General features: G+C 65.2%; 11 protein-coding genes. 8 read left to right on the top strand and 3 right to left on the bottom strand.

Features of this window, described 5'->3' with window-relative positions; all coding sequences use genetic code 11:
* The first annotated feature begins 87 nt into the window (after positions 1 to 87).
* Positions 88 to 1542: a dihydropyrimidinase gene (gene hydA / locus CT676_RS13210; RefSeq protein ID WP_135214798.1), complete on the top strand. Its 1455-nt coding sequence runs from the start codon at positions 88 to 90 to the stop codon at positions 1540 to 1542.
* A gap of 3 nt (positions 1543 to 1545) precedes the next feature.
* Here the strand turns inward: hydA and CT676_RS13205 are convergent, their stop codons facing one another.
* Positions 1546 to 2223, bottom strand: a complete 678-nt coding sequence (locus CT676_RS13205; protein ID WP_085403442.1) for a peroxiredoxin-like family protein — start codon at positions 2221 to 2223, stop codon at positions 1546 to 1548.
* A gap of 96 nt (positions 2224 to 2319) precedes the next feature.
* Here CT676_RS13205 and CT676_RS13200 point away from each other — a divergent pair, with 96 nt between their 5' ends.
* Together CT676_RS13200 and CT676_RS13195 are read left to right on the top strand one after the other, a co-directional pair.
* Positions 2320 to 3210 (top strand): LysR family transcriptional regulator, encoded by an 891-nt coding sequence (locus CT676_RS13200; protein WP_071909447.1) that lies wholly within the window; start codon positions 2320 to 2322, stop codon positions 3208 to 3210.
* 108 nt (positions 3211 to 3318) lie between these two features.
* Entirely contained in the window at positions 3319 to 4941 is a 1623-nt protein-coding gene (locus tag CT676_RS13195) for an ABC transporter substrate-binding protein (protein WP_085403443.1), read from the top strand.
* On the opposite strand, the gene CT676_RS13190 is transcribed toward CT676_RS13195, so the two are convergent.
* A complete protein-coding gene (locus CT676_RS13190) occupies positions 4917 to 6281 on the bottom strand; it encodes a glycoside hydrolase family 3 N-terminal domain-containing protein (protein WP_085403424.1) in 1365 nt (454 codons plus the stop codon). The two genes, CT676_RS13195 and CT676_RS13190, sit on opposite strands and share 25 nt — an antisense overlap.
* 189 nt (positions 6282 to 6470) lie before the next feature.
* Here CT676_RS13190 and CT676_RS13185 point away from each other — a divergent pair, with 189 nt between their 5' ends.
* The 3 genes from CT676_RS13185 to CT676_RS13175 are packed head-to-tail and all read left to right on the top strand — an operon-like array spanning position 6471 to position 10271.
* Positions 6471 to 7967, top strand: a complete 1497-nt coding sequence (locus CT676_RS13185; RefSeq protein ID WP_085403425.1) for a DUF4173 domain-containing protein — start codon at positions 6471 to 6473, stop codon at positions 7965 to 7967.
* A gap of 16 nt (positions 7968 to 7983) precedes the next feature.
* Complete coding sequence (locus CT676_RS13180) at positions 7984 to 8688, top strand: response regulator transcription factor (RefSeq protein WP_085403426.1); 705 nt, start codon at positions 7984 to 7986, stop codon at positions 8686 to 8688.
* Positions 8685 to 10271, top strand: a complete 1587-nt coding sequence (locus tag CT676_RS13175) for an ATP-binding protein (protein ID WP_085403427.1) — start codon at positions 8685 to 8687, stop codon at positions 10269 to 10271. The genes CT676_RS13180 and CT676_RS13175 overlap by 4 nt, the downstream gene beginning before the upstream one ends.
* Here CT676_RS13175 and CT676_RS43985 read toward each other — a convergent pair.
* The gene (locus tag CT676_RS43985) at positions 10268 to 10408 is read right to left on the bottom strand and encodes a hypothetical protein (RefSeq protein ID WP_007597071.1); all 141 of its coding nucleotides are present in this window, start codon (positions 10406 to 10408) and stop codon (positions 10268 to 10270) included. The genes CT676_RS13175 and CT676_RS43985 overlap by 4 nt on opposite strands.
* A gap of 79 nt (positions 10409 to 10487) precedes the next feature.
* Between CT676_RS43985 and CT676_RS13170 the strand changes: the two genes are divergently transcribed.
* Positions 10488 to 11057 (top strand): alpha-ketoglutarate-dependent dioxygenase AlkB, encoded by a 570-nt coding sequence (locus tag CT676_RS13170; RefSeq protein ID WP_085403428.1) that lies wholly within the window; start codon positions 10488 to 10490, stop codon positions 11055 to 11057.
* Positions 11058 to 11385: 328 nt separating this feature from the next.
* Positions 11386 to 13008 carry an NAD(P)/FAD-dependent oxidoreductase gene (locus tag CT676_RS13165; RefSeq protein ID WP_135214797.1) on the top strand — a complete coding sequence of 541 codons (1623 nt, stop codon included), beginning with the start codon at positions 11386 to 11388 and terminating at the stop codon, positions 13006 to 13008.
* Positions 13009 to 13020 lie beyond the last annotated feature (12 nt).

Raw genomic sequence — 13020 nt, 5'->3', positions numbered from 1 at the left:
GGCGACGCCTGACTAAAATTTCGCCTGTCGCATCGCTGGCAGCACGCTTAGCTTTCGCCGCATCTCGTCCTCTCTCCGGAGTCTCCCATGCCCCTCCTCATCCGCGGCGGCACCGTCGTCAATCATGATCATTCGCGCCGTGCGGACGTGCTGATCGACGGCGAGACCATCGTCGCGATGGGAACATCGCTCGATGCACCGACGGGCGCGGAGATCGTCGATGCCGGCGGCGCCTATGTCATCCCGGGCGGGATCGATCCGCACACCCATCTCGAAATGCCGTTCATGGGCACGGTGACCGCCGACGATTTCGAATCCGGGACGAAGGCGGCGCTGACCGGCGGCACCACCATGGTGGTGGATTTCTGCCTGCCCGATCCCGGCCAGTCGATGCTCGCGGCCTATCAGGAGTGGCGGCACAAATCCGAGAAGGCGGCGATCGACTACGGCTTCCACATGGCGGTGACGTCGTGGTCGAAGCAGATCTATGACGAGATGGAGACCGTGGTCAAAACCTACGGCATCAACACCTTCAAGCATTTCATGGCCTACAAGGGCGCGCTAATGGTGAACGATGACGAGCTCTACAACTCGTTCGCGCGCTGCGCCCATCTCGGCGCCATACCGGTGGTGCATGCGGAAAACGGCGACGTCGTCGCCTTGATGCAGGAAGCGCTGATCGCGCGCGGCGTCACCGGCCCCGAGGGCCACGCCTACTCGCGGCCGCCGGAGGTCGAGGGCGAGGCCACCAACCGCGCCATCATGATCGCCGACATGACGGGCACGCCGGTCTATATCGTGCACACGAGCTGCCGCGAAGCGCATGAGGCGATTGCCCGCGCACGGGCTGCTGGGAAACGCGTCTACGGCGAGCCGTTGATCCAGCATCTGCTGCTGGATGCCGGCGAGTACCAGAACAGGGACTGGGATCATTCCGCGCAGCGCGTGATGTCGCCGCCGTTCCGCGACAGATCGCATCAGGACAGTCTTTGGGCCGGCCTGCAATCAGGCTCGCTCCAGGTGGTCGCCACCGACCATTGCGCCTTCACCACCGAGCAGAAGCGGTTCGGGCTCGGCGATTTCAGGAAGATCCCGAACGGCACCGGCGGCCTCGAAGATCGGCTCGCATTGTTGTGGACCGCGGGCGTCGCGACGGGGCGGCTCACGAAGGAAGAATTCGTCGCGGTGACCTCGGCGAACATCGCGCGCATCCTCAATATCTACCCGCGCAAGGGCGCCGTCGCCGTCGGTTCGGACGCCGATGTCGTGGTGTGGGACCCCAGGGCGAGCAAGACCATCAGCGCGAAGCGGCAGATGAGCCGGATCGACTACAACGTGTTCGAAGGCTTTGCCTGCACCGGCGGACCGGCCGCGACGCTGTCGCGTGGCCGCATCGTCTGGAAGGCTGGCGATCTGCGCGCCGAGGCCGGCGACGGGCACTATGTCGAGCGTCCGGCGTTCTCGCCGGTGCATGTCGCCAACTCGACGTGGAAGCAACTGACCGCCCCGCGTGCGGTCACACGCGGAGCGGTGACGCCGTAACGATCAGGCCGCCTTGCCGGCCCGCAACCGGTCGAGCACCGGCAACAGTTCGGACGGATCGGGGCGTTGCGTATAGTCCGGGTTCACCTCCGCATAGGCGATGATGCCGTCGCGGCCGATGACGTAGCGCGCGGGCATCGGCAGCACCCAGGCCGGATTGTCGTTGAACGTCGGCAGGTCGTTCTTGAAGGACTTGTAGAGCGAGACGAGATCGGCCGGCAGCGCGAAGCGGATGCCGAAGGCGTCGGCGAGGCCGCTCGCGACGTCGCTCAGGATCGGGAACGACAGCTTGTTCTCGCGCTCCGACTTGCGGCTGTTCGGCGCTGTCTGCGGCGAGATCGCAACGAGGCTCGCACCACGCGCGGCGATCTCCGGCAGCGTCTCCTGCAGCGCCTGGAGCTCGAGGTTGCAATACGGGCACCAGACGCCGCGATAGAACGACACGACCAGCGGTCCCTTCGCGAGCAGGTCGCGCGACGCGACCTGCTTGCCGTCGGGATCCCTGAGGATGAATTCCGGCGCGGCGTCGCCGGCCTTCTTGGCGCGCTGCGCCTGGCCGCTCGCGATCAGTTCGGCGGTGGCGCGGTGCATGGTGTCGAGCGCCTCCTTGCTGGGCTTGAGCGGGAAGCGGCCGGCTTCGAAGTCGGCTTTGAAGGCATCGAGTTTGTCTTGCAGGGCCATGGGTAGCTCCATCTTTTGCTGTTGGCCCGTCCTATCTGGATCATTTGAAAATGAAGGGTATACGGTCGATACGGACAACATTTATCTGGATTTCAAATGAGTGATCGACTGCAAGAATTGGCCGTGTTCGTCCGCGCGGCGGAGAGCGGCAGCTTTTCGAAGGCCGCACGCGAGCTCGGCCTGTCGCAGCCCTCGGTGTCCCGCATCATCGGCGAGCTGGAGGCCCGGCTGGGCGTCAAGCTGCTGCTGCGAACCACGCGCCGCATCACCGTCACCGACGCCGGCGCGCTGTTCCTCACCCGCGCACGCGAAGTGCTGGCCGATATCGAGGACGCCGAGGACGCCGCGCGCGGCATCGACTCGCTGCGTGGCACGATCCGCATCACGATGCCCGTCATGTACGGCGCCCGGAACATCATCCCGCGCCTGCCGAAATTCCTGGCTGCGCATCCGCTGCTGCGCGTCGAGCTATCCGTGGTCGACGAACGCCAGGACCTCGTCGCCGAGGGGACCGATGTCGCCATTCGGCTCGGCCTGCTCAACGACTCCGGCTTTGGCGCGCGAAGTCTCGGGATATTGCCGCGCCTCGTGGTGGCATCGCCGTCTTATCTTGCCATCTGTGGCACACCGAAAACGCCGGCGGACCTCGCGTCCCACGATTGCATTTTCGGACCAGGCCAGTCCGGCCGCACCAGTTGGTCGTTCACGCGGAACGGAACGGAGACATCGGTCGATGTCCGCGGCCGCATCACCACCGATTCCGGCCCCGGCGTATTCGCCTGTGTGCAGGCGGGGCTCGGCATCGCGATCACATCGCCAATCATGGCCGGACCCGAGATCGCCGCCGGCACGCTGGTCCCCCTGTTGAAGAGCTACAAGCTTTCGCCCATCGACGTCTACGCCGTCTTCCCGGGTGGCCGCCGCCCCTCGACCAAGGTGCGCGCTCTGGTGGACTATCTCGCGACCGACATGAAGCAGACGCCATGAGCGACGCGCCGGACCGTTCCGCGGGCACAGCGGGCTGCGACACCATGCGTCGCATTTACTGGCATGGCGCTTGCCTCCTTTGGTCGCAATTGGCTCAAGGAGGCATCGATGAATGCATCGTCTTTCGACATCAGCCGCCGCAATGTGTTGCTGGGAGGCCTTGGCGCAGCTGGATTGACCGCCATCGCACCTCGCTTCGCCACTGCCCAAGGGCGTAGCGAGACACTGCTGGTGGTGCAGGAGCTCGGGCCGAACTCGCTCGACATGCAGGGCGTCGGCTCCAACCAGACCGTGAACGGCCTGTCCTGGAACTGCTACGACCGCCTGCTGACCTACGCCTCCAAGACGTTGCCCGACGGGACCGCGTCCTATGATCGCGAGAAGCTCGCGCCTGAACTCGCCGAGAGCTGGGAGGTCGCAGCCGACGACATGTCCTGCACCTTCAAGCTTCGCAAGGACGCGAAATTCCACGACGGCACGCCTGTTACCGCCAAGGACGTCAAATGGTCGTTCGACCGCGCCGTGAAGGTCGGCGGCTTTCCGACCTTCCAGATGTCGGCGGGTTCGCTGGAGAAGCCCGAGCAGTTCGTGGTGGTCGACGATCACACCTTCCGTATCGATTATATCCGCAAGGACAAGATGCTGCTGTTCAACGTCGCCGTCGTCGTGCCCTTTATCATCAATTCCGAACTCGCCAAGAAGAACGCGACGGCGGAAGATCCCTGGGCGCTGGCTTGGCTGAGGACCAACGAGGCCGGTGGCGGCGCCTACAGGATCGAAAGCTGGAAGCCAGGAAGCGAGACCGTGCTGGCGCGCTTCGACGACTGGAAGAGCGGACCGCTGCCGAAGATCAGGCGCGTGATCGCGCGCGACGTCCCCTCGGCCGGCACGCGCCGCGCGATGCTGGAGCGGGGCGATGCGGATATTTCCAGCGGCTTTGCGCCGCGCGATTTCGAGCAGATCATTCGGGAGGGCAAGGTCAAGGTATCGGGGGTGCCGATCCCGAATGCGCTCTGGTACATCGCACTCAACACGGCGAAGCCGCCGTTCGACAATGTGAAGCTACGGCAGGCCATCGCCTGGGCGATGCCTTATGAGCAGATCCAGAGCAGCGCGTTCTTCGGCCGCGCCGTTCCTATGTATGGCGGAGCCGCCGAAGTCTCAAAGCCGGTCTGGCCGCAGCCGTTTCCCTATGTCACCGATCTCGACAAGGCCAAGGCGTTGATGAAGGAAGCAGGCTTTGAGTCTGGCCTGGAGACGACCTTGTCGCTCGACACGGGCACTGCGACCGTCGGCGAGCCGACCGCCATTCTGATCCAGGAGAACCTCGCCAAGATCGGCATCAAGGCGTCCATCGAAAAAATCCCCGGCGCGAACTGGCGCACGACGCTGAACAAGAAGGAGCTGCCGCTCGCGCTCAACCGCTTCAGCGGTTGGCTCGATTATCCCGAGTACTATTTCTACTGGAATTTCCACGGCAACAATTCGATCTTCAACATCTCGTCATACCAGAACAAGGCGATGGACGCGCTGATCGACAAGGCGCGCTTCACGGCGGATGCGGCGGAATACGACCGGTGCGTGAAGGATTTCATCGCGCTCTGCATGCGCGACGTTCCCGTCGTTCCGCTCAACCAGCCGATCCACGACGTCGCCATGCAGAAGGCCATCACCGGCTACGAGTTCTGGTTTCACCGCGAACCCGACTACCGCCAGTTCGCGAAGGGCTGATGCCGCTCGACAACGCGGACGACGTCCGAGGCGGCCCGCGCCTGCTCGGTCGGAAAGCCCAGCGCCAACCGTGCCGCGCTGGTGCGCAGCATCGCGGCGTCGAGCTTGCCCTGCCGCGCCCCATCCAGCGCACAGGCGAAGACCCGGTAGAATTGCGCGCCGTCATAGGCAACCAGCAGCAAATCGACGCCGGCGTTGATCGCCTCGACCACGGCTTTGCAGACGTCGTGCTGGTAGATCGCACCCATCACGAGGTCGTCGGTCATCACCATGCCCTGGTAACCCCACTTGTCGCGGATGATGCCATCAATAACGCGTTTCGAATGCGAGGCGGCGCGATCGGGATCGACGGTCGTGAGCGTCACGTGCCCAACCATGAGCGCGCTGCGCGAATGCGACAACACCTCGCGGAACGGCAGCCAGTCGGTGGCTTCGAGCTCTTTTACCGGCGTATCGAGCTTGGCGCTGAAATGATGCGTGTCCGTGCGGACGCGGCCGATGCCGGGAAAATGCTTCAGCGTAGCACCGACGCCTGACTCTTCCAGCCCGCGCACATAGGCGCTCGCGATCGTGCTGACGACGGCAGGGTCGGTCGCGATCGCGCGCTGACCGATCAGCGTGTGAAAATCGAGACGATTGCGCCGAACCGGCGGCTTGAGGTCGAGCACCGGCGCGAGGTTGAGGTTGACGCCGAGCCCGGCGAGCTCGCGGCCGTGGATACGGCCGAACTCTTGGGCCCTGGCCTGCTGTTCGTCGGGGGCGAGCCCGCTGAGCGTCGCCAGCGCCGGCACCTTCGTCAGCGGCGGCGCGAGATGTCCGACGATGCCGCCCTCTTGGTCTGCCGCAACGACCAGCGGCGGCAGGCCGGCGGCGCGCCGCTTGTCCTGGAGCGCCGCGATCTCGGCGCGCAACGTCTCGACGGTCCGGCCGTGGATGTTGCGCCGGGTCACGTAGACGCCGCCGATCAAGCCCTGCTCGGCAAGGCGCGCAACCTCGGGAAAGGAGGAATAGCCCACCATGAAGTGAGGTCCGAGCTGACGCGCCTCGGTGGCGCTCGCGGCGAGCACGTCGTGCTTGCGCAGCTCGAACTTCAGATGCGCCGCCGACATCAGGACCGGCGGCAGGCACCAGAGCACGACGAGCAGCTTGCCCGCGATGGTACGCCAACGCCCTTTGCGTAGCAGCAGGATGACGATCGCGAGGCTTGCGACGACAAGCGCGAGGTTTCCCGCGCCGCGCAGCGGGACCAGATAGGGATCGTTCTTGTTGGCGGCCGCGAATGCGACGAGAGGCGCGGCCAGCCAGAGCAGGACGAGACCGATACGACCGAGGAATTGCATGATGCGTCACACGCTATGAGTGGCGAATGCTTCGCACCTATCAAAGCGAATCACGCTGTGCGAGAGGCAAACGCGCGCCTGCACGAAAACTGCAAAAGACTCCTGAAACCGTGCAGACGATGGTCCCGCCTTCTGCACAAGCGCCGTTCAGACTTCGTGATGCCACCCATCACGAAAGGTCATTTGGACATGACGAGCCTGGCTTCGACGATAGCAGCGGAAATCCAGCCGATCAGGCATTCCTCGATCCCGGCCAAGGTCGGCCTCGCGCTGGTGCTGGCCACGCTCGCCGACTGGCTGTTCTACGGCCAGCGGATCGGGCTGTCGCTGACGCTCTTTGCGATCGCGATGGCCTGCGTGTCGGTGCTCTTCAATCATGCGGCCCTGGATCTGCGGCGCGCCATGATCGGCACGGCCATTCTCGTCGCCGGCCTCGTTCCGGCCATCGAGGAGCTCAACATGCTGTCCTTCCTGATCCTCACCATGGCGCTGGCCATTGCGCATTTGATCGCGACCAATCCGGAAACGACCGAGCTCACGGAGCGTGCCCGCGCGCTGCGCAACTTTGTCCTGTTCGGTCCCTTCAGGTTCTTCCTCGAGGCGCTCCAGGTCTTCAACATGTCGGCGTTCACCCGCGGCCTTGCACTCTGGCTGCTCCCGGCAACGCTCAGCACCGTCTTCGTCGCGCTGTTCGCTGCGGCCAATCCGGTGATCGAGCAGTGGGTGTCCCTGCTCAATCCAAAGCTCATCCTCGAATATATCAGCATCCCGCGCCTGCTGTTCTGGGCCATGATGCTGGCGCTGGTTTGGCCGTTCATCCATGTGCGCTGGCGGCGCAGGACGATTGTCACCACCGCCGTTGCCGACGGCCCCGTGCCGCCCCCGCTCCCGCCCTTGGTCTCGGCCGAATTTCTGAACCCCTCCACCATTCTGCGCTCGTTGATCCTGTTCAACCTGCTGTTCGCGGCGCAGTCCATCCTCGACGGCATCTATCTCTGGGGCCATGTGGCGCTGCCCGACAATTTGACCTATGCGGCCTACGCCCATCGCGGCGCCTATCCGCTGATAGCGACGGCGTTGCTCGCCGCTGCCTTCGTGCTGGTCGCGATGCGCCCGGGCGGGGCGGCCGAGAAATCGAAGGTGATCCGGCCGCTGGTCTATCTCTGGGTCGGGCAGAACGTGCTGCTCGTCGCCTCCTCCATCCTCCGCCTCGATCTCTATGTCGACATCTACATGCTGACCTATTGGCGGATCGCGGCCTTCATCTGGATGGGGCTGGTGGCGCTCGGGCTGGTCCTGATCTTGGCGCGCATCGCGCTCAACCGGTCCAACCAATGGCTGGTCGGTGCCAATCTGATCGCGCTGGCGATCGTGCTCTATGGCTGCTCGCTTGTGAACTTCGATGCGTTCATTGCCGACTACAATGTCACCCACAGCCGGGAAGCATCGGGCAAAGGCGTGCAGATCGACATCAACTATCTCCTGACGCTCGGGCCGCAGGCGCTGCCTGCCATCGACAAGGCCATCTTGCTCCGGCCCGGCGCCCCCGAGAGCTGCCTTGTGTCGCGCCGCGACCGCCTTGTAGAACAGCAGCGCCAGGATCTGGCCTGGCGGAGCTGGGGCTTTCGGAGCTGGCGGCTCCAGCGCAGGCTGGACGCGCGGGCGAAGGATCAGCAGGCAGGCTGAGGAAGCGGAGAGGTTCTTGGCGCATCGCATTCTCATCGTCGACGACGAGGGCCACATCCGCGAGGTCATCCGCGTCGCCTTGAAGAAGGCCGGCATGGACGTGATCGAGGCGCGCGACGGCAAGGAGGCACTCGCCCGCTTTGCCGCCGGCAGGCCCGATCTGATCGTGCTCGACATCGGCATGCCTGAGTTCGACGGTCTCGACGTCTGCCGCGAGATCCGCAAGACCTCCGACGTGCCGATCCTGTTCCTGTCGGCACGCGACGAGGAGATCGACCGCATCCTCGGCCTCGAGATTGGCGGCGACGATTACGTGACGAAGCCGTTCAGCCCGCGCGAGTTGGTGGCGCGGGTCAACGTCATCCTGCGCCGCCTCAGCCCGCGCAATGGCGAGGCCAAGGCCGGGCCGGGCGCGCTGTCGCAAGGCGGCCTGCTGATCGATCCCGAACAGCATGTCGCGACCTTCGCCGGCACGCCGCTAAAGCTGACCGCGATCGAGTTCGGCATTTTACGCGCGTTCCTGACCCGGCCGACCTCGGTGTTCAACCGCGAGCAGCTGATGCGGGCGGCCTATCAGCTCAACATCCAGGTCTCCGACCGCACCATCGACAGCCACATCCGCAACATCCGCGCCAAGCTCGCGGCGCTGGCCTGCGACAACGTGATCGAGACCATCCACGGCGTCGGCTTCAAGCTCGGCCGCTGCGAGAAAGAGGCATGAGCGCAGCGCCCGACAAATGGCGGCCGTCGCTCACCCTCGTGATCTTCACGGTGCTGGCGACCGTCGGCGTGCTGCCGCTGGTCGGCCTGTTCTTCTTCCGCCTCTACGACAACCAGCTCATCCGCCAGACCCAGGCCGAGCTGATTGCGCAGAGCCGCGTGCTCGCGACGATCTATGCGCAGGAGGTCACAGCGCGGCTCGACAGCGGCCTGACACTCGGCGCCGAGGTGCCGCCCAACGTGCTGCCCGACCCCGGCGACCAGGTCACCCCGATCCGTCCCGCGCTCGACCTCACCGCTAACGATCTCTTGCGGCGGCGGCCGGATGCGCAAGCAGCGCCCCAGCCGGCGCAGCCAGCCTATGTCGAGATCGGCGCAAGACTGACGCCGATCATCCGCGAGACCCAGAAGGTGACGCTGGCGGGCTTTCGCATCCTCGATCCGCAGGGCGTGGTGATCGCCGGGCGCTACGAGGTCGGGCAATCGCTCGCCCATATCGAGGAGGTCGCGGACGCGCTGCACGGGCAGTACCGCGCCACGCTGCGCAACCGCGTCCCGGATCGGCCGCCGCCGCCAATCTATTCGTTCAGCCGCGGCCTCGGCGTGCACGTGTTCTCGGCAATGCCCGTCATCGTCAACAACCGCGTCGCCGGGGTGATCTACACCACGCGGACGCCGAGCAACATCTTTGACCATCTCTACCAGGAGCGGGCCAAGTTCGTGCTGGCGGGGCTCGCCGTCATCCTCGGCACGATCGCGATCGGCCTCGTATTCTCGCGCACCATCACGCTGCCGATGCGCGAGCTGATCGACCGCGCCGCGCGCATCGGCCGCGGCGATCGCGAGGCGTTTCGGCCGCTCCGGCATTACGGCACCCGCGAATTCGCCCAGCTGTCGCACAGTTTTCTCGGCATGGCCGAGCAGCTGGCGCGGCGCTCGGACTATATCGCGACGTTCTCGGCCCACCTCACCCACGAGCTGAAATCGCCGCTGACCTCGATCAAGGGCGCGGCCGAGCTGTTGCAGGATTCGTTTCAAGGAAAGCCGGAAGGCCTGACGCCGGCCGAGCAGAAGACGTTCATCGCCAACATCCTGTCGGACACGCAGCGGCTGGAGGCGATGGCGCAGCGGCTGCGCGAGCTCGCCCGCGCCGAAAGCCTGCCGCAGAACGAACGCACCGAGCTTGCGCCCGTGATCGCCGACCTCAGGAGCCGGTTTCCGGCAAGCTCAATCGAGGCCAGCGGCCGCCTCGATCGGACGATCGGTATGTCCGGCGAGAAGGCGCTGATCGTGCTGTCGCATCTCGCCGACAACGCGATGCGGCACCGGGCGAGGACCATCAGGCTGGAGGCGGTGGACGAGCGGACGACCCTGCTTGTGACGGTCTGCAATGACGGCGAGCCGATTTCGGCGCCGAACCGCGACAGGATCTTTGATGCGTTCTTCACCACCCGCCGCGACCAGGGCGGCACCGGGATGGGGCTGGCGATCGCGCGCGCGGTGATGGCGAGCCATGGCGGCTCGATCAAGCTGAAGCCGACCGACGAGGGCGCGGCCTTCGAGCTCCAGTTTCCGATAGCCTAGATCGCGAACACCCAGGCGGCGACGATGGTGCCGATGGTGACCAGACCGGCGATGGTCCAGCCGGCGGCATATTCCAGCTCGGGATGACCGGTCGCCCGCATGATCTCTGCCGGATCGGCGGTATGCTTCTCTGCCATGACAGCCTCGCACGTTTTTTTCCGTGTCCTATGTAAGTCGCTTCAGCCGCCAATAGGTTCCATCACGGAAATGCGAGGAATGATGCAACTTGGTCTGTTCGCCGAACCGCAAGCCGGTCCTGGCGGGCTTCGCTATACCGATGACTTCGTCGAGGCCGCCGTCGAGCAGGACTTGATCGGCCGCATCGCAGCATTGCCGCTGCAGCGCTTCCAGTTCGGCGCCTTCGAGGGCAACCGCCGGGTGGCGTCGTTCGGCTATCGTTATGATTATTCGCTGCAACGGCTGGCCGAGGCCGAGCCGATCCCGGACTGGGTCCTGCCCGTGGTGCGGCAGGTCGAGGCCTGGGCGGGCCTCGCTGGCGGCAGCGTCCGGCAGGTGCTCTGCACCGAATATGACACCGGCGTCGGCATCGGCTGGCACCGCGACAAGCCGCATTTCAAGGAGATCCTCGGCCTGTCGCTGGGCTCGCCGTGCAAATTCCGCTTCCGCCGCCGCAGCGGCGACAAATGGAAGCGCCACGCGCTCGAAGCCCTGCCGCGCTCGCTCTACATGATGGACGGCGAGGCGCGGTCGCAATGGGAGCACAGCATCCCGCCGGTCGAGGCACGCCGCTATTCCATCACCTTCCGGACGATGAAGCGGGTGTAACGGCCGGTCCAAAACTAAAACTGCGAAAACAACCCCATGCACAGTAGAACGCGCGGCCGGCATGCGGCCGCGGTCGCGCGCCCCAAATGTTTGACACGTCGGACCAAAACAGCCGCACCGCGCAATCGCCGCGCGGTTCGCGGATTTTCCCTTCAATTGCCGGGCAGGGGCAAGATTTCGGGCGGAAGAGAAGCCGCCACTCGACTCTCCGCAAGATTGTAAGTTAGTCTCGATTCTATCGGCCGGTCCATTTTTAGCCGATGTTGCAGCATTTCAGGGCGCGGCACGGCGCCGTCCCGGCCGAAGACATTTTCAAGGGAAGCTCGCGATGCGTTCGCTGTTTGCGCGGCTGCACCGGCGTTACGGGCCCAGGATTTCGGGGGCGGAGCGCCAGCGGCGGGTCAAGGACAAGCTCGCCCTTCAACCCACCCCACCCACGATCCGCTCACCCACCGCGCTCCGCGCGCTGGCGGTGCGACGCCCGAAAGTCGCGATCATCGGCGGCGGCTTCGCCGGCCTGATGGCGGCCTCCGAGCTCGTCGCGCATTGCGAGGTGACGCTGTTCGAGGCCCGCGACCGCTTCGGCGGCCGGGTTCTCAGCAAGAAGAAGCCGAGCGGGATCGTCGAGGCCGGCGGCGAGCTGATCGGCTACAACCATCCGCTCTGGCTGAAATATGCCAAGCGGTTCGAGCTCGGCCTGTCCGTCATCACCTCGGACACCAATTTCGACGCGCTCGAGCTCGACATGCCGGTGTTTCTCGACGGCCACAAGCTCTCCGACGGCCAGATGAAGCTGGTCTATCACGAGATGGACGATGCTTTCGGCAAGCTCAGTCGGTGGGCCGGCAGGGTCAAGCCTGACAAGCCCTGGCGCGCCAAGGGCGCAAGGAAACTCGACGCCAGGACGATTGCGGAGTGGATCGCCAGCCTCGACTGCTCGAAGCTCACCAAGCACGCCATGGAGGAGCAGTTCTCCAACGACGCCGGCCAGCCGACCACCAAGCAGAGCCTTCTTGCTAATCTGGCCGTCGTCGCGGGCGGACGGATGAAGGACCAGATCGACGCCTTCTTCACCCAGACCGAGACTTTGCGCTGCTCGGAAGGCAATCAGGAGCTCGCCATTCGTCTCGCGCAGGACATCAAGGACAACGGCGCCAGCACCCACCTGTCGACGCCGGTGCGCGCCATCCGCATCGACAGTGAAGGCGTGACCCTGGAATTCAGCCCCTCCGGCAACGGAACGGCACGCGCGCCCTTCGCCGCCGACTATGCCGTGCTCGCGATACCCCCGAGCCTGTGGCCGGACTCACCCAACGCCAAGATCACGATCACGCCCCACCTGCCGCACGACTACTACGTCACGATGGGGACGGCGGTGAAATATCTCAGCCCGCTCAAGAAGCGCTTCTGGATCGGCGAGGGCCTCGCCCCGACCGCCATCTCGAACCAGTTCGGTGTCACCTGGGAAGGGACGGACAACCAGATCGCCCCGCCGGAGCAACCGGTCGAGCTCAGCCTGTTTGCCGGCGCCGACGTCGCGGCGGAAGCTCTCAAGCACTACCGGCCCGGTGACCAGACGCAGGTCGACTTGTTCTACGCGCAGCAGATCGGCAGCGTCTACAAGGGCTATGTCGCGCATCTGGCCGATCAGCCGGAGTTCATGGCTTGGCCGCGCGACGAATGGACCGCCGCCGGCTACTCCTGTCCCGCCCCCGGCGAGGTCTGCCTCGCCGGGCCGTTGCTGGCCAAGGGCTTCGAGGACCGCCTGTTCTTTGCCGGTGAGCACACCTGCTTTGCGTATTTCGGTTACATGGAAGGGGCTCTCCAGTCCGGCCAGACGGCGGCGGCTGCGATCATCAAGGCCATCGACAAGCAGCCTGAAGCGCATGGCTCTGCCCGGACTAGCAATTCTGTCATAGGTTCGGGGCGCCTTGCGGCGGCGAAGCCGTGACCGGAGAGGAAG

It is taken from the genome of Bradyrhizobium sp. MOS001 (assembly GCF_004634465.1).
GTDB classification, from domain to species: domain Bacteria; phylum Pseudomonadota; class Alphaproteobacteria; order Rhizobiales; family Xanthobacteraceae; genus Bradyrhizobium; species Bradyrhizobium barranii.
This window is presented reverse-complemented; position numbering and strand designations above follow the sequence as displayed.